Origin of the sequence: Pseudoalteromonas sp. Ld19, from assembly GCF_045064135.1 — a bacterium.
Taxonomy (GTDB): Bacteria; Pseudomonadota; Gammaproteobacteria; order Enterobacterales; family Alteromonadaceae; genus Pseudoalteromonas; species Pseudoalteromonas aliena.
Window position 1 is genome coordinate 13,796 of record NZ_JBISHA010000029.1, and the last position, 17,320, is coordinate 31,115.

At 37.9% G+C, this 17,320-nt stretch carries 20 protein-coding genes and 1 riboswitch; all 20 genes read right to left on the reverse strand.

Annotated elements, in window-relative coordinates:
• Nucleotide 1: 1 nt before the first annotated feature.
• Entirely contained in the window at nucleotides 2-325 is a 324-nt protein-coding gene (locus tag ACJJVZ_RS20000; protein WP_182703002.1) for a flagellar hook-basal body complex protein FliE, read from the reverse strand.
• A gap of 15 nt (nucleotides 326-340) precedes the next feature.
• The gene (locus ACJJVZ_RS20005; protein ID WP_405596981.1) at nucleotides 341-1,654 is read right to left on the reverse strand and encodes a sigma 54-interacting transcriptional regulator; all 1,314 of its coding nucleotides are present in this window, start codon (nucleotides 1,652-1,654) and stop codon (nucleotides 341-343) included.
• Between the two features lie 17 nt (nucleotides 1,655-1,671).
• Complete coding sequence (locus tag ACJJVZ_RS20010) at nucleotides 1,672-2,553, reverse strand: OmpA family protein (protein WP_405596984.1); 882 nt, start codon at nucleotides 2,551-2,553, stop codon at nucleotides 1,672-1,674.
• Nucleotides 2,554-2,653: 100 nt separating this feature from the next.
• Nucleotides 2,654-2,736, reverse strand: a riboswitch (cyclic di-GMP riboswitch).
• Between the two features lie 152 nt (nucleotides 2,737-2,888).
• Nucleotides 2,889-4,964: a flagellar biosynthesis protein FlhA gene (gene flhA, locus ACJJVZ_RS20015; protein ID WP_182702999.1), complete on the reverse strand. Its 2,076-nt coding sequence runs from the start codon at nucleotides 4,962-4,964 to the stop codon at nucleotides 2,889-2,891.
• A 16-nt stretch (nucleotides 4,965-4,980) separates the two neighbouring features.
• On the reverse strand, nucleotides 4,981-6,111 hold the full coding sequence (gene flhB / locus ACJJVZ_RS20020) for a flagellar biosynthesis protein FlhB (RefSeq protein ID WP_077538716.1): 1,131 nt from the start codon (nucleotides 6,109-6,111) through the stop codon (nucleotides 4,981-4,983).
• A gap of 3 nt (nucleotides 6,112-6,114) precedes the next feature.
• On the reverse strand, nucleotides 6,115-6,894 hold the full coding sequence (gene fliR, locus ACJJVZ_RS20025) for a flagellar biosynthetic protein FliR (protein ID WP_077538718.1): 780 nt from the start codon (nucleotides 6,892-6,894) through the stop codon (nucleotides 6,115-6,117).
• Nucleotides 6,891-7,160, reverse strand: a complete 270-nt coding sequence (locus tag ACJJVZ_RS20030; protein ID WP_077538720.1) for a flagellar biosynthetic protein FliQ — start codon at nucleotides 7,158-7,160, stop codon at nucleotides 6,891-6,893. The genes fliR and ACJJVZ_RS20030 overlap by 4 nt, the downstream gene beginning before the upstream one ends.
• The gene (gene fliP / locus ACJJVZ_RS20035) at nucleotides 7,157-7,909 is read right to left on the reverse strand and encodes a flagellar type III secretion system pore protein FliP (protein WP_405596989.1); all 753 of its coding nucleotides are present in this window, start codon (nucleotides 7,907-7,909) and stop codon (nucleotides 7,157-7,159) included. The genes ACJJVZ_RS20030 and fliP overlap by 4 nt, the downstream gene beginning before the upstream one ends.
• Before the next feature lie 4 nt (nucleotides 7,910-7,913).
• Nucleotides 7,914-8,252 carry a FliM/FliN family flagellar motor switch protein gene (locus ACJJVZ_RS20040; protein ID WP_077538723.1) on the reverse strand — a complete coding sequence of 113 codons (339 nt, stop codon included), beginning with the start codon at nucleotides 8,250-8,252 and terminating at the stop codon, nucleotides 7,914-7,916.
• Complete coding sequence (locus tag ACJJVZ_RS20045) at nucleotides 8,245-9,168, reverse strand: FliM/FliN family flagellar motor C-terminal domain-containing protein (protein WP_193155809.1); 924 nt, start codon at nucleotides 9,166-9,168, stop codon at nucleotides 8,245-8,247. The genes ACJJVZ_RS20040 and ACJJVZ_RS20045 overlap by 8 nt, the downstream gene beginning before the upstream one ends.
• A gap of 27 nt (nucleotides 9,169-9,195) precedes the next feature.
• A complete protein-coding gene (locus ACJJVZ_RS20050; RefSeq protein ID WP_138585929.1) occupies nucleotides 9,196-9,594 on the reverse strand; it encodes a PilZ domain-containing protein in 399 nt (132 codons plus the stop codon).
• A complete protein-coding gene (locus ACJJVZ_RS20055; protein ID WP_077538729.1) occupies nucleotides 9,587-10,579 on the reverse strand; it encodes a flagellar motor protein MotB in 993 nt (330 codons plus the stop codon). Before ACJJVZ_RS20055 ends, ACJJVZ_RS20050 begins: the two co-directional genes overlap by 8 nt.
• Before the next feature lie 2 nt (nucleotides 10,580-10,581).
• A complete protein-coding gene (motA, locus tag ACJJVZ_RS20060) occupies nucleotides 10,582-11,445 on the reverse strand; it encodes a flagellar motor stator protein MotA (protein WP_077538731.1) in 864 nt (287 codons plus the stop codon).
• 17 nt (nucleotides 11,446-11,462) lie between these two features.
• Nucleotides 11,463-12,185, reverse strand: coding sequence for a FliA/WhiG family RNA polymerase sigma factor (locus ACJJVZ_RS20065; RefSeq protein WP_138585928.1), 723 nt, complete (start codon nucleotides 12,183-12,185; stop codon nucleotides 11,463-11,465).
• Between the two features lie 12 nt (nucleotides 12,186-12,197).
• Nucleotides 12,198-12,647, reverse strand: coding sequence for a flagellar basal body-associated FliL family protein (locus ACJJVZ_RS20070; protein ID WP_405596994.1), 450 nt, complete (start codon nucleotides 12,645-12,647; stop codon nucleotides 12,198-12,200).
• Nucleotides 12,648-12,676: 29 nt separating this feature from the next.
• On the reverse strand, nucleotides 12,677-13,984 hold the full coding sequence (locus ACJJVZ_RS20075) for a flagellar hook-length control protein FliK (RefSeq protein WP_405596997.1): 1,308 nt from the start codon (nucleotides 13,982-13,984) through the stop codon (nucleotides 12,677-12,679).
• The gene (locus ACJJVZ_RS20080; protein ID WP_138585926.1) at nucleotides 13,981-14,298 is read right to left on the reverse strand and encodes a hypothetical protein; all 318 of its coding nucleotides are present in this window, start codon (nucleotides 14,296-14,298) and stop codon (nucleotides 13,981-13,983) included. Before ACJJVZ_RS20080 ends, ACJJVZ_RS20075 begins: the two co-directional genes overlap by 4 nt.
• 458 nt (nucleotides 14,299-14,756) lie before the next feature.
• A complete protein-coding gene (fliS, locus tag ACJJVZ_RS20085; protein ID WP_077535672.1) occupies nucleotides 14,757-15,149 on the reverse strand; it encodes a flagellar export chaperone FliS in 393 nt (130 codons plus the stop codon).
• A 9-nt stretch (nucleotides 15,150-15,158) separates the two neighbouring features.
• The gene (fliD, locus tag ACJJVZ_RS20090) at nucleotides 15,159-16,460 is read right to left on the reverse strand and encodes a flagellar filament capping protein FliD (RefSeq protein ID WP_405597002.1); all 1,302 of its coding nucleotides are present in this window, start codon (nucleotides 16,458-16,460) and stop codon (nucleotides 15,159-15,161) included.
• A gap of 126 nt (nucleotides 16,461-16,586) precedes the next feature.
• Nucleotides 16,587-17,320 (reverse strand): flagellin (locus ACJJVZ_RS20095; protein ID WP_405597004.1); only part of this gene is annotated, 734 nt, incomplete at its 5' end.

Here is a 17,320-nt window from a genome sequence, read left to right on the forward strand (position 1 = left end):
TCTACAACGACATTCGCATTACATCATCAATGCCATTGAGTACTTTATTGCGCATTTCCATCAGCATTGAAAAACTTAAACTTGCCTTTTGGCTTGCAACCATAGCACCAACAACATCTTCACTTTGCCCAGTATCAACAGCTTTCATCATATCGCCGGCGATATTTTGTTGTTCATTAATAGAGCGCACAACAAATTTGAAATCTTCACTTATACTCACATCTGAATTAGGGATAAGATTTGGTTCAATTCGATCGGAGGCAGCTAACTGCTGCATTTCCGTCATTTTTCCAAGCATCATTCGTTGACTTTCGATCGGTGACATTAGGGTTTCCTTAAATTATGCGATTGCATCTATGTCTATGCCGTATTCACGCATAGCAGCAAGTTTATATCTTAATGCTCGAGTACTAACCCCGAGCGCATCGGCTGTTTGAGTTCGGTGACCTTTGAAGCGGCTTAGCAAACTATATATGTAGTCAAATTCAGCTTGTTTTTTATTTTCTTTTAATTGAGATGAGCAAAAGCTCGCTGCCGGAACTAAGCAATGAGGCAAATTAAGATCATCCGATTGAATTTCTACACCCCGTGCCATAACGAGGGCTCTTTGCATAACATTTTCAAGCTCTCGGACGTTTCCTGGCCAGTTATAACAAAGCATGACATCCGCAGCTTGCTTGCTAATATTAAATTCAGACGTACCATACTTTTTTATAAAGTAATGAGCTAAAGGTATTATGTCGTCTGTACGATTACGAAGTGCAGGCCAGCTTAGTGGTAACACATCTAGGCGATAAAATAAGTCTTCTCGAAAAGCGCCTTTTTCGACCTGCTCTCTTAAAATTTTATTTGAAGCGGCTATAACTCTAATATCAAGGTGAACCTTTTGATGGCTACCTAATCTTTCGACTTCTCGCTCTTGTAAAACACGTAATAATTTTGCTTGTAAATCAAGTGGCAGCTCGGTAATTTCATCAAGTAAAATTGTTCCGCCATTAGCCAATTCAAACTTACCTGGTTGCGCGTTTATAGCCCCAGTAAATGCGCCTTTGTTGTAGCCAAATAACATTGCTTCAAGCATATTTTCAGGTATAGCAGCGCAGTTAACCGCTACAAAAGGTTTATTTGCGCGCTCTGATGCTTTGTGAATAAAAAGGGCTAATTTTTCTTTACCTGTTCCCGACTCTCCAGTGATTAACACACTGGCTGAGGTTTGTGCAGCTCGATTAGCTAAACGAAGCACTTGTTGAGATTTTGTTGAAACAGCAATTAAATCCTCAACACCATGCTTCATCGAATTCGCATTTCTGATAGTGTTTTTAAGTTGTTCTTCAAAAAATGGTTTTAATAAGTAGTCGACAGCCCCACCAACATTTATTGTTTTTGATGCGATCTCACTTTGCGATGAATCAACAAGCGAAACGACTTGGGTCATAGGGCAAGTTCTGCGCAAAAGCTTCACAAACTCGACTAATTCAATTTGTTGAATATCGGCATCAACAAAAATGAGCTCTGGTTTATTACTAATGCAATAACTAACAGCATCAGCTACGGAGTCTGAATATAAAAACTTAAAACCTTCAGATACAACCGTTTGCTTAAACTCAACATCTGGCTGTTGTTCACTGATCCATAAAAGGTATTTTTGGCTCATGTTATCCTCTACAAAACTCATTTAGTCGTATCTCGAAACAAACGAATTAAAACACGACGGTTAGACTCTCGTCCTACCTTTGAATTCTCTACTACGGGGTAACGTTGGCCATGAGCTCGAACCTCTAACATATTTTTAGGCAAACCAAACTCAACCAAGCGAGATGCAATATCATCAGCCCTTTCTTTAGAAAGTAGTCGATTCGCTAAAGGCGACCCTACATTATCGGTATGACCATCAATCATTACTTTGGTCACCTTTGTATCAAGCGATATATAACGTACTAAATCTTTCAAAAAAGCTAAATCAGCCGCTTTTTCGACGATACGTTTACCGGTTTCAAAATATATTTCATAATCCCTCGCTTGTTGCCAAGACAACGGTGATAAATCTGTTAAACAGTGCTGGTATTGATCAATTGCAAGATTACTATTTGTATTTGTAAAAGTAAGTCGAACTTGCTCGTCGCCAAAACCAATGACGCTGTCTAGCCAACCACCTTGCTTTATAACACGCAGCAAAGTACTGACGTCCGCGTCAAATGTCACTGTATTATTATTTATATCAGCGGAGAAAAAATTCAGTTGAGGGGGGGATACGCGACTTGATTGCCAATCAGCCTTTCTAGAAAAGATTTGGATATCGGTTATTTTTTTATCTGATAATAACCAATTAAAAACCAGTTTTTGAGGCTCTGCAGGCACGCTAACTATTTCTAGTTTTGCATAACTATCGAAGGTTTGCTCTAGGCTACAAAAAAAAGACGTTTCTTTTGCTGACCAAAACCCTTGCTCATAATTTTGAATAAAACTTTGCTCTGCTGCTGTTACTTTGTTAATCGTAAAAATAACAATGCAAAAAAAAGTAAAAACTCTAACTTTTAAAAATATATTACCCATGAGTATTCCATACAACATTAAACCGGACCAATCTGGTCTTTATAATATAAACAGCGAAATGTATTGAATGCAGTTTTAGCACCAAACACTATCACTAAGTTAATGTGGCCCCACGATCTTAGTTAACACCTTAGACTGGTAGCTTTGCGTCCTACACTTTCGTGAAGTTTGCCATTTAATTCTCTTAAATATTCCGATTCTAAATAGAATACCTGCTAGGCAATACTAATGCGTACGGCCTAGCCAACAATTAGACTATAGTTAATTATTATTAAATGCAAACATAATTGCATTTAATTCATTACTGGTTCATAAAAGCTAGAACTTTATTATTATCACCCCAGAGAACCTAATATATCGACTCTTACAAAATCAGGAATTTCATTATAAGAAAGAACAACTAACCCACCTTTCGTAAACGTTTTAGCGTATCTGGCCAAAAGAGGCCTAAGCTGTGGAATGACGATTAAGGTCGGCGTTACACCTCTTGATTTCATATCATCAACAAGTAACGGCATCATACGCTGAAACTGCCCTAACAAATTAGGATCAACAGGAAAGCTATCTAATGAGACCTTGCCCGCTTGCATAGCTTGATCTAACGAACTTTGCATTGTGCTTTCAAGTTTCTCATCTAGGCTATATGCTGCCAGCTCATCACGATTACCCATAACCTGTTTTACTAATACTTTTTGCAAGGCACAGCGCACATCAGATACTAATAGAATCGGATCTTTTGTTACTTCAACACTATCAATTAAGGTTCCTGCAATAGTTACAATGTCCTTAATACTTATATGCTCCCTTAACAGCAAGCGTATAACTTTTAACTGCAGATTAGTAGGTAACGCTTTTTCAAATGTTTCAGCTAAACTTGGCGATATTTCTTTTAAACGCTCATTTAATCTTTGCACATCTTCATAGCTAAACAACTCATCTAAATGATCTTTAATTACCTTGCCGGTATGCGTAGCAATAACCGTGCCTAAGTCGACAACGGAGTACCCCATATTCAAAGCTTTTGCTTTACTGTCGTCTTTTATCCAAACGGCTTCAAGCCCATAGGCCGGATCTGTAGTTATTTCCCCATCGAGTGTTCCGTACACATCACCTGTATTTAGTGCCAGTAACTCTTTTGCATTCAAATGGCCATTTGCCACCGCTACGCCCGCTAGATTAACTTTGTACTCTTGAGGGTTTAACTTTAAATTATCTTTTATTCTAATCTCTGGTAGTAAAAAACCGAGTTGCTCAGAAAGGTTTTTTCTCACCCCACGCAATGTTTTGACAAGTTCCTCACCTTTATCTTTATCTGCTAAATAAACGAGACGAAAACCAAGTTCAACCGCCAATTTATCGACGTGAGAAATATCGCGCCACTCTAAGCTAGCTTGTTGTTCACTTAAAATAGTGTCAGTTATTTGTTCTGCTTCAAGTAAATCTGAGGTGGGTTGTGATTTTTGCAATCGCCACGCTACATAAAAAAGAGGCGCTGCGAACCCCAAAAATGCCACGGTAGGCATTCCTGGTACAATCCCTAAAACCACCATAATTAAGGCGGCAGTTAAAATAACACGAGGTGAAGCTAAAAGCTGCTTCCCTACTGTTTCACTGACATCGCCTTCATCATTCATTCGCGTAACAATGATTGCGGCCGCTACAGCAAGTAACAAAGAAGGTATTTGTGCTACAAGGCCATCACCGATAGTGAGTAATGCAAAACGCTGAAACGCCTCGGCTAAACTAAGGCCATGTTGAAATGCCCCAATAGAAACACCACCCAGTAAATTAATTACGAGAATAATTAAACCGGCAATTGCATCGCCGCGAACAAATTTAGAGGCACCATCCATCGAACCATAAAAGTCAGCTTCTTGAGCTATATTTGACCGTCGTTCTTTTGCTTGTTCAGGACCAATTAAACCCGCATTTAAATCTGCGTCAATGGCCATTTGCTTACCTGGCATTGCATCGAGTGTAAATCGCGCAGCCACTTCAGAAATTCGTTCACCACCTTTGGTGATTACAACAAAGTTAATAACCATTAAAATAACGAAAACAACGATACCAACAACATAGTTTCCGCCAATAACAACTTCACCAAATGCTTGAATAACTCGCCCTGCTACATCTGAGCCTTCATGACCATGTAATAATACGACACGAGTAGAGGCGATATTAAGGGTTAACCTCATTAACGTCGCGACTAATAAAATAGTAGGGAACACAGAAAAGTCGAGCGGCTTTTTGGTGGAAACAGCCACTAAGAGTACTATAATTGAAAGCACTATATTAAAAGTAAATAACACATCCAGTAACCAACCTGGCAATGGTAAAATAACCATTGAAAGTATCGCTAATAGTATTACGGGAATAGCTGTATAAGGTCGAGTAAAACTGCGCCAGTTCAAATTATGACTCCAACATCTAAGATTTTTGTAAGTTTTTAGGAATTTTTAGTTTAGGTAAAGGTGCAGGTGGTTGCCCACGGCCTTGTTTATAGGCTTTTAACTGCATTACATAAGTTAAAACATAAGCAACGGCTGTATATAAACCGTTAGGCACTTCTTGATCTATTCGGGTCGAAAAGTATATTGCACGCGCTAAAGCGGGCAACTCTATAACCTCTTTATTATTTTGACGAGCGACCTCTCTAATTCTTAAAGCCATTTCATCCACACCTTTAGCGACTACGTAAGGTGCTTTGGCTGCACTTTCACTGTACTTTATTGCAACCGCATAATGTGTTGGGTTAGTTATAATAACATCGGCAGTAGGTACTCGCTCTTCAACTTTACGATTTGCTTGTTGAAACTGGATTTGCCTAATTTTATTTTTTATTTCAGGGCTACCATCAGAAGATTTCCGCTCTTCTTTGACCTCTTGGTGCGTCATTTTAATTTTTTTAGAAATTTGATGCTGCTGAAAAGGAACATCAATTACAGCAATAAATAACAGTAAAGTGACTGTTATCATTAACGATAAAAACAAAAGTTCAATTCCCTGCCCTATTGCCACTTTCACATCCAAATTTTGCAAAAACATGAGCTGCATCCACAATTTGGTCAAAAACGTATATAAACAGATAGCAAGCAGCGAAATTTTTAATATCGACTTAACCAGTTCCACTAATGACTGTATGCCAAACATTTTAGCTAACCCTTTCAAAGGGTTTAATTTACTAAATTTTGGAGCCACGAGTGACATTGAAAAAACAAAACCACCAGGTAAGCACCCTGTGATCCACATCGCAATGAACATTAAAAGCAAAAAAGGCGTTAACGTGGATAACATATCCAGCACGGCTTGCGCTAAAGCAATCGGCATCATTTTTGTGTTATTAATAATATTATGATCAAGCTGCATGCTTGTGCTCATTAAATCTGCAAATAGCTTATAAAATAAATTGGCAAACCAAAGTAAACCTGAAATACCCACCATGAGTAAAATAGCCGTATTCAACTCTTTCGATCTTGCGACTTGTCCGTCTTTTTTAGCTTTTTTTAGACGTTTTTCTGTGGGTTGTTCTGTTTTTTCTTGGGAGCTATCTTCAGACATAACTTATCTCATAGCCTCCGTAAACGTAGACAAAACATAGTAAGTTAGTGAAGAAAAAGAGCTTCCAGTATATTCCAATGTCATAAAAACACAGAAAAACCCCATTAACAGAGACATAGGAAAACCCAGCACAAATATATTTAATGAAGGAGCTGCTCGACTCGCAACACCAAACGTTAAATTAACTAATAGCATCGCAATAATCCCAGGCATAGAAAGCAATAGAGCTGAAGAAAACATCCAGGCAAACAACATAATTATTGATTGAATATTAAACTCATAAATACTTCTACCGATAGGGAACAGTGTAAAACTTTCGACCATTACATTGAGTGTAATTAGATGCCCATCCGCTGCAAAAAATAATAAAGCGCACATTATCCAAAATAACTGCCCTAATAATGCCACCTGATTCCCGCTGCCGGGATCCATAACAAGTGCCATAGATAATCCCATTTGCATAGACAGTATTAAGCCTATCATTGCCATAACTTCAAACAGGATCCGTAATGATAACCCCATCATTACACCAAAAATAATTTGCTCGGTCGTTAAAATAACCGCATCTAAAGAGAATATATCAATTGCAGGCGCAAGCGGTAACTGAGGAGCCACCAAAAAAGCAAGCATCATTGAAAGCATTATTCTTGAACGAGGTGTCACTGCAGGATTATCAAAAACAGGCATTGACCATAGTAGCGCTGAAAAGCGAACAAATGGCCACCACATAGTCCCAATCCAACTCACTAAGTCAGCAGCAGACAATGATAAAAGAGAGCTCAACCAAACACCCCAGGAAGCATAAACTTGAGTTTATCAAACCAGTCTATCATTACCTGTAACATCCAATGTCCTGCAAAAACAATCATTAACAACGTCAGTAACATTCTTGGTAAAAAAGTAAGAGTTTGTTCTTGGATTGATGTTGCACCTTGAATTATTGCAACAACAATACCCAAAATAAGCCCAGGCACAATCAAAACCAATATTAGTTTAATAATTGTATACACTGCACTGGCAATAAGTTCTACAGACATTTCTGGTGTCATGGCGACATACCAAATGTAGCGGCTAATGTACCGGCAATCATCGACCAACCATCGGCTAAAACAAACACCATTAATTTAAAGGGTAAACTAATTATTAAGGGCGATAGCATCATCATACCCATCGACATCAAAACACTACTTACCACTAAATCTATAATCAAAAATGGAATAAATAACATAAACCCAATTTGAAAAGCGGTTGTTAATTCACTTAGTACAAAAGCAGGCATCAAAACTTCAAAAGGAATTTCTTCAGCTGTTAATGTGGTTGGCTCATTTGCGATTAGCAAAACTTGCCTTAGCTCACTTTCACGAGTTTGCCTTAGCATAAAAGCGCGCAGTGGTTTCTCTGCTGTTAGTAATGCTTCTTCTAAGCCAATTGTTTCAGCCTGAAAGGGTTTATACGCATTTTGATACATATCTTGCCAGACCGGTCTCATAATGAGCATGGTAAGCATGAGTGATATTCCAATCAAAATTTTATTGGGAGGGCTTTGTTGAAGCCCCATAGCCTGTCTTAAAATGGCCAGTACAATAATAATTCGAGTAAAAGAAGTAAGTACCATCAATAAAGCGGGGATCAAGCTCAACACAGTCATCAGTAACAGGATTTGTAACTTGACGCTATAATCCTGCCCCTGCGCTGTATCCTTTAAAGAAAATAGCGTAAGTTCTTCAGCATTTAGCCAACCTGGTACTAATAGAAATAGTAGTACCAAGCTGGCTTTTAAAATTACGCTTTTATTCATTTGATTACGCTTCCTCTTGCTCAGAAGCTTTTTTTGTAATGAACTTCAGACCATATTGTCCTTCTGTCATAACCACTTCTGCTTTAGCAAAGAAAATGCCATTTACTTTAACATCTAAAGGTTCACCTGCAACTTTGTCTAACCTTAAAACATCACCATCTTTTGCCTGGCTCAATTCACCTAGTGTAATTTCGGTACTGGCAACTTCTAAAGTAACTAATAACGGAACATCTTGAAAAAAAGACATATTTTCAGCATTTCCTTGTGTTATCGATTTCCCTTCAAAGTCATCCATTGCATCTAGGTCTAAACCAGCTAAAGCGTTATCAAGATTTTCATTCATAATTTATGCTACTCGTTTCTTTATTTGTCAATTCTGTGATTTGAAATGCTAGGCCTGTGTCTTGTTCTACAACCTGGCCTTTAAAAATATTTTTATTACCCAGTTTAAACAGTGCAGGTTCATTAAGTTCAATCGGCAAAATTTTGCCATTCATGCACTCTTTTAGCTGTTTGAGGGTCACTTTCTTCTTTGCCATTTCTATTTTTCCTTGCACTGCAAATTGCGGCCAAGCGTCCATAGAAAGGTGTTCCGCATTACTTTCTTTATGACTAATTGTCTTTGTTTTATCGCTAAAAAAAGTAATTGGTAGCCAAAGAAACCAGCTTATAACTTCATTTTCTAAAATAAAGCGCACTTTAAAAGCCAAATAATTTAATGGATCTGGAAGCTCTTCATACTTTTGAACTTCACCTAATAAAGTGGAGCGTTCTTTAAAGAGTAAGTTTTGCATTCCTTGGATCTGTCTTTGTAATAAACGGCAACATATTCTATTTTCAGTTGAACTCAGCTCTGCAGGTAGCTCAACATCCTCATCTGATGAGGGATTTAAACTATTAAACTGTCCACCAAGGCAAAGATCGGCTGTTTTGTGGGCGCTTTTATAATCTAACGCTAAATAAGCGAAGTCTTCTTCTGGTACAAATAAAGGTGACTCAATAAAGATGCGAGGCGACTCTTTAAACCAACTTCTTATCACCGAATGATTACACTGAGATATATCAATATCAAAGCGAGTGTCATTGAAAAGCTGAGCAAGCTCTAATTCAAAAACCTTTCGCATATTTACTTTTACTTCATCCGCTTTTTTTGCGGCATAATCTAAAACACGCTGCTCTAAAGTAAGAGGAAAAGAAGTAACATCTTCAGAATCTTTAGCTTTAATTAATTTCGGCCTAAAATTTACATTTTTGCGCATATCAAAACATTTCCTGATTCATTTTTTTCATTTCAATCTTTGCTCTTTTTTATACTGAGCCTGCTGCTGTAAACGCGTGACTATAGTACTGCGTTTTTTATCATTTTTAGTCGTCCACTCCACACCTAAAAACGCCAGCTTTTCATTCACTTTTCGACGATACATTACCTTACCAACCAAGCGGCTATGCTCATCAAAAACAACTGTTACTGTATCTGGTATTGTTTTTTCACTTGGAACCAATAAGCCAACGCCACCTAAACTAATGTCTTTTGCAACCGCGTGACAAATTGAAATATCAAAGAAAAAGTTTCTTAATAGCTCAACAGAAACCCCACCTCGCTGAACAGCTTCTGGCTCAAAGTTGTCTTTAGGATTTAAATTCCAGCGTTTATAATTACGTTTGGTTTCAAATTCACTACTCATAACTACCTTCTAAACGTAGTACAGGCTTATTCGCTGTTGCAGCTCTGGCCGATTTATTTACTGGGCTGTCGATATTATCATTGTTAAACAATTCATTAAGCTCTTTTTCAGCCTTTTTTGTTAAAATTAACAGTTCAACTCGTCTATTTTCACTAGCCGTTATATCATCTTTATTTAAAGGGCGATTTGAAGAAAAAGCATTTACCTGTAAAACACTGTTGATTGGCATGCCTCCGGCAGTCATAACGCGCCTTGCTTCTTGCGCCCTTGCCCCCGAAAGATCCCAGTTTCTTGAGCTTCCATCTTTAAACGTACTTGCATCACTGTGCCCAGAAATAATGATTTTATTACCAATGCCTTGAAATAAGCCCCCGAGATGTAAAAATAAATCTTCAAAAAATGGGGTCATTTCTGTTTTCGAACGCTCAAACATTCTATGGCTATCATCATCTCGTATAATAACTCTTAAGCCTGAAGGCACTTCCTCGACTAATAAGTTATTTTTCAATAGGTCTTCTTTTGTTAAATCTTGAAAGCTTTTCAAAAGTAAACTTAGCTCTGAAGACGCTTTAAAATCACTGTTAATCACTGAATTTAATTCTTTACCTTTACCTGCTTTAGGATCTATATCGCCTTTAGGTATTTGCAAAAATTCGCTCATACCTGGTTTTGGTGAATCAGGTGGTGTGTCTCCAGATTTGAAATGTTTTACAACAGAAGGTGAACCGCCAAGATCAACAGGGAAAGGACTATTTTGAGGATCAAAAATAGCAGGACCACCATCAAATACTGAATGAGTTCTCATATAATGCGCTATTTCTTCACGCTCAGATTCGTTGGTAATGGCCATAATCCACATAACCATAAAAAAAGCCATCATCGCTAACGTGAAATCAGCAAATGCCACTTTCCACGCTCCTCCATGCGCTTCCGCTTTTGCTTTTCTTCGGCCTCTTTTTATTATTATTTCATTATTTTTTTCCATAACTAGGCGGCCTTATTATTTATCCATTCTTCCATAGTGGTAAAAGTAGGCTTAATTTCTTCATTGATTAATTTTCTACCCGAGTCAGTAGCAACAATAGGCACATGTCCTTTTGCATGAGCAACAAGCATCGCACGTACACATTCAAGCATTGCCATTTGTTTTTTTACATATTGCTCCATCGCAGAAGCTAAAGGCGCAATTAAACAATAACAGGCAAATATACCTATAAATGTTCCTACTAACGCAGCCGCAACATGATAACCAATTTCACTCAATGCACCGTCAAGGTGTTGCATTGTTATGATAATCCCACCTACAGCCGCCAAAATACCAAAACCAGGCATCGCCTCTGCTGTATTTGCAAGGGCATGCGAAGGCTTTAATTTTTGTTCTTCTATTGTATAGATTTCTTGCTCCAGCATGGCATCAAAATCATGTGATGTAATTTTACCCATACTAAATAAACGTAAGTTATCGCAAATAAACGTCACTAATTGAGGAAATTCATACACTTTTGGGTAAGCAAGAAATATAGAGCTTGTTTCAGGGTTTTCAACATGCTCATCTAAGCCTTTAATCCCTTTAACGCGAGCCAAGTCAAGCAGTGAGTAAATAACTAACAACAGATCGTGGTACAACTCAGCGGTGTTACTTCCTTTGCCACTTATAAATTGGTATTTAAGTTGGCTCAACATTTCAGTTAAAACATACTTAGAGTTTCCCACAATAAGAGCTCCAATACCTGCACCCAGTATGATCACAAATTCAGCTGGCTGCCACATAGTTGCAATATTGCCGCCGGCGAAGGCAAAGCCGCCAAGTACTGTACCTAGCACTACTAGTAAACCGATAACTCTTTGCATTATTTATCCCTCAGATATTAAATTTGTTGAAGCTTTTTGGTTAGTGTTTCGAGCGCTCTTTTATGTAACTGGCAAACTCGAGCTTCTGTAAGTTCAAGAGTGAGTGCTATCTCTTTCATATTCATTTCATGTGTGTAATATAACTGTAAAAGCAGCTTTTCTCGGGTATTCATCCCGCTCATTGCTTTTTTTAACATCAATACCGTATCGGCTTTATCTTCTGAACTAGGTGAGGTAATTGACAATTTGGGATTATCTTCAAGCAAGCTCTCCAAACTCTCAATAGCTTCTGCTTGTTCGCTATACTGAAGTTTAATTAATTCATTATGCTCAATGTTAAGCGCATCACACAGCTCAGTATCTGTTGCCTCTCGACCGTGTTGCTTTCTTAATGTGCGTGTCATGTCGCGAAGTTGATGAGACTGCTGCCTTAACTGCCTAGGTCGCCAATCTAAGCGTCTAAACTCATCAAGCATCGCACCGCGAATACGTTTAAATGCAAAAGCGGTAAATTTTTCATCTATATCTCGACCATAGCGCCTGAGTGATGATAATAAAGCCACCAAACCTATTTGTTGAATATCATCGTTATCCACAAGCACGCCAACTTGTGTTCGCATGTGCGCTGCCGCTCTTTTTACCAAAAAAGAATACTGAGTTAACAACTCAGTTTCTTTTGCCGGTGATAGCGTCACTAGGGGCTCTGATGTGAGCTCGCCCCACTCTTCATTCAGCAACATACTAAGCGTATCCTATTGAATGAATACATTAGTGACGAGAACATTATCTAACCTTAAGGGCGTTTTATTTATTAAAACGAGGTTAAATTGCTCTAGTAATAGTTTTTGGACTGCATCGATATCTTTAAATAAAGCTTTTACGTCAGCATGACTCATATTCGCAAATTGCTTTACCAGTACATTACGCAACAAAGGGGTTGCTTCTGCGGCATATACTTTATTATCAATATAAGGCGGAATCACCAAAACAAGATCCAACACTAAGTAGCGTGCATAACTCTCATCCGAAACACTAATTATAAATCGCTCCATTTCATGGTACTGCGATTCAGTTATATTCGCTTCTGTATTCGTTGAGCCTGCATCTCCTTGTTGATTAGAGTCACTATCGAGTAATTTACCAGCTAAAAATGCACCTATAATCAAAACTAAAGCGCCAACGCCTAATATTATTTTCTTCACATTTACCTCACTCTAACCAATATTAATAGTTATACTAATTTGTTTAACCAGCCTGATGATACTGTTTGTCTCAGTTCATCGTCTTGTTCGGTGTTATCAACTAACGAAATATTTTCAGCAACCTTTTCATCGCTAGCGCTATGTTGTTGCTCTTGTTGTTTATCATCAAAATTTAAATCTACCGACACACTGCCATTTTGAGAAAGCGTTTGACGCAGTTGATCCAATGTTTGCGCAATAGCATCTCTAACTTGTGGATTGCTTGTTATTAAACTAACTGACGTTTTATCTCCATCAACACTAATAGAAATGTCTATTCGCCCTAAATTCGGAGGATCTAATCTGATCTGCGCTTTTTGTAGTTGCTGCCCTATTTGCAAATTGACCTTATCACCTAGCACATTGAGTAAGCGTTGCCCCCACTCATTTGGTCCACCCTTGAGCTTTTCTTGGCGCCATTGGAATGTATCAGCTAAAGATTCATTATGTGCAAACGGGTTAAGTACAGCTGTTTTTTGAGTTAATAAGTCACGGCTTTCAATGCTAAAACTATTGGGTAGTGCATTTAGTGTGTGCTTGTGCAAATCACTCTTATGAGTAAGTACTTCACTGATATTTGTATCAATTGAATTAACCTTGCCATTTACCGTAGGTTGTATTGATGAAGGCCGAAGTAGCCCTTGCAAACTTTGAAGTGCGATACCCGTATGCTGTAAATTATTATTTTTCGTTACTGTATTTAGCTCTGTATTAATAATTTGGGCCGCAGTATCTAGATTACCTACATTGAAGCCGTTATTTAAAACTGCGTTTGATTGCTCTGCATTTAAATTCACTTGAACAGTTGCTGGAGCACTCTGCGACTTTGTTGAATTTAACGCACTATTTATGGCTTGCTCATTAATAAGCGAAGCAGTTGCAACCTTTTTATTAACGGGCGTTTCGGGTAAATTAGCTTGTTCAATCAGGGGCTCATCTAAAATAGCAGTGCTGTTTTCACTCTCTGCAATTTGTGAAGGTATCTCATTTAAAGTGTTGAGACCTGAACTTTTATATTGTCCAATTGAATTTAATAAAGGGTGATTAGCCGGTTGCTCTGGCGACACTTCAACGGGTTCTATAAGCAAAAATTCATCGCCTGTATCATCATCAATAGAATCTTCGTTAATTAACTGCGCGCTGTTTTCATCCATCTCTTTTTGAGTAGACAAAGCATGCTCGTCAAACGCAGGTTCGTTAACAGCAGAATCAACTGCATTCGCGTTACTTATTATTTTTTTACTGCTTGTAACATCAAATTCAGCTTTCGATGCAATATTGCCAAGTTGAATATTCATAAATCACTTCCTTCGCTCAGTTCTTTATACGCTTCAATGCCTTCTTTATTATTTTGGTGACTTTGCATTTTCACTTTGATATCTGATTGCTGTTTCGCAATTACACTTATAATTTTTGTATAGCGTTTTTTAAGTGATCTACGCTGAGGCTCTATTGAATCAAACCAAGGTTTTTTTTCAGATAAGCCAAGCAATAAGTGCATTTTTTTATCGGCTTCCTTTACTTTAAACCAATTGTTATCTTGAACTGCTCGCTCCATAGCGCAAAGTAACTGTTCAATTTTTTGCTCAGTTTGCTTCTTAGATATATCCATGAACAGTATCAACCTATAATAAAACACATTGAAATATAGCAAAAATCAAGCCAATAGCAACTCATTGTTTTTACTTAATAAAAACATTAAAAACCACCCAAAACGGAAGCTTAACTTCCGCTGCGGAAGTAGCTTGGAAGTAACTAAGCCCACTAACAAAAAAACCAGCTAAAATTAGCCGGTTTTTGTTAACTAACCTGAACTCTGGTTAAGAGGTTTACTAATACCAAACTGCATAAATCGTTGATCAATTTAACGAATTAAATTGCACTATAACGTCGTTAAAAATTTTTTATTTAGAACAACTAGATACAAAAATTTTTGCCTAGTTCTAGCGTAATTTTCTTAACGTTAAATAGACCCCATATATAAGCAAATTGGTATAACGTATTGAATCATGGTGATGTTTAATACGCTAGAATCATCATGTTTTTATAAAATGGGTATAACATAAACAATCAAGCTATTTGCGTACCCAATCCTTGCCAGCCTTCCTGCAAGTTCGTCATTACCACTCGTGTTGAATCTATAAATGCCAAATCATTTTTTAAACTCGCTTGCAATAATGCTTGCCCGCAGTGCTGATAAAGCTTCTGCATGTTTAATGCAACCTCTCCCCCTTTATCAAGGTCTAGTGATGCTTCAAGCCCGCCGAGTATGCGCATTAATTTTTCAATACTCTCGGCTTTTTTATCATAACGCTTTTGAGTAATATGCCCTGAGGCTCTTTCTAGTTCATCCAAAAAGCCATCAAATAACATCAGTACCAATTTATGTATATCTGCGCTTGCCGCTTTCGCATCAACAGACGTACTTTTATAAGCCGAAAAGCCATCATTTAAATCTAACATTATTAATCCCTAGCTTCCAAATTGGCCCATTGTAGATTCTAATTGCGCAATAGTCTGTTGCATTTGCGTAAATTGCGATAAATAACGCTGATACACCTGCTCCATTGAGGTGTTATGGCTTTTTTGCTGCCTCACTACAATATCTAAGCTTGATTGCAATGTATCTTTTTTGTCGCTCATTAAGCCATAGCTTTTTGTGTATGGCTCTACTCGTTTTTCAAGTTTAGACATCAAGCCGGTTTCACCCTGCAGCATTTTAGTTAATGCCTCAGGGTCGTTTGCCATAGCGGCTTCTAATCGTTCATTATTGATTGTTAAATTACCAGTACGGTCAAACTCAATACCCACTGAATAAAGTGTTTTGCCTTCAAATGTACCTTGAAAGTCATTTCGTAGCGCACGAGCAAGGCCACTGGCCATACTGTCGCGCTTTAAATTTTCATTACTTGTAATACCATTAACTAAGCCATTGAATGCATCAACAAAGCTTTTGACATTCGCCTTACTTGCTTCTTGATCTTGCTCAATCGTTACATGAATAGGGCTATCACCTGGCGCTTGTACCTTAGTTAAGTTTAATGTTACGCCTTCTATTACATCTTCAAGTTTATTCGTTGTTGAAGTAATTGTCAGCGCAGAGCTTGCACCTAGTTTTATAATAGAATCTTGGGCTGCGGTGAGCTCTGTTTTAGTAGCAATCGCATTGGTAATATCAGCGCCATTAGCATCAGCCCCAGCAGTAAAGTTTAATGAGACCTGGTTAGCAGCCCCCGACTCTTCACTGGTCATCACTAGAAAAGTTTCACTACCAGAGCGCATTAATGTAGCTTTTACGCCACTATTATCTGCATGGCTATTTATAGCACTGGCTAAATCACTTAATTTTGCATCAGCACCCAGTGTAGAAAGGTCAACACTGAACGAATCCCCTGCCAAATCAATATTAAACTCACCATCTGTGCTTAGCGTTTTTGTAGGATCAAAACTCAATGCGACTTGATGCGCCTGCGCTAATTGCTCTACAAACACATCATAATCGCCATTAGTAGCCTTACCGCTTGCCGTTACACTTAAAGACCCTTCATCGCTTAGTGTTGCACTATTACTAAACAAACTTGTTTCAGTTTTTAATCCTGCTTTTAAGTCTGTATAAAAGCTCGTTAAGTTACTTTTTAGACCATCAAATGCTTTAATTTTATTAGTAAAATCACTATTTTTATTATTTAAAAGCTGATCTTTTGATGCGCGTTCAATTTGTGTGTACTGGCGTGCTAAATTAGAAGGGTCGATACCTAGTGCCGATAAACTCATTGTATTCTCCAAGTATTTATTTTAATAAATAAAAACTCAGATGAATTTTTATTTATTAAAATAGCTATAAGAAATATAGCTATTTTAATTGTACAAAACTAATTAATTCGTTAATAAACTGAATTATTAACGAAGTAATGAGCCAATCATTTGTGTTGTGCTGTTAGCTGTACTCAACACAGAAATACCTGAGTTCATTAGCAATTGCTGCTTTGTCATATTAGACGTTTCAGCCGCAAAATCAGCATCCATTAGCGTAGAGGCCGCTGCTTGGGTATTTTCTTTCATATTAGTTACGTTATTCATTGTATGATCAAGACGATTCATTGACGCACCTAGAGCAGAGCGCGCCGTACCGATAGTTTTAACCAGTGTATCAACAAAACCAAGTTGGGTACCAGCATCAGCTTGATTTTCGATTAAACCAGCCGCTGCACCTGTACCTGTAGAAACAGTGGTAGTAATCTTATTTATTGACAGCTGCACAGAATCATTAGTGCCGTCTAATAAAGTTTTACTGATATCAACACTTAATTTTTCAGCAACACTAGAGCCGACTTGAAAGTTTACAGCTGCTGTAAACTTTCCTGTCGCCGCAGTATCAAGTAGTTTTGTCCCGCCAAAAGAAGTATTTGTCATAATACTATTAAGCTCTTCAGCTAAAGCAGTATACTCTGCAGTTTGAGCCGTGTATTCATCATCGCCATTTGTACCATTGGCAGCTTGTGTTGCAAGCTCTTTCATACGGTAAGCAATGTTTGTCATTTCATCAAACGCGCCTTCCGCTGTTTGCATCATCGACATTGCATTATTTGAATTATAAAGTGCCGCGTCTTGACCACGTACTTGTGCGTTTAAGC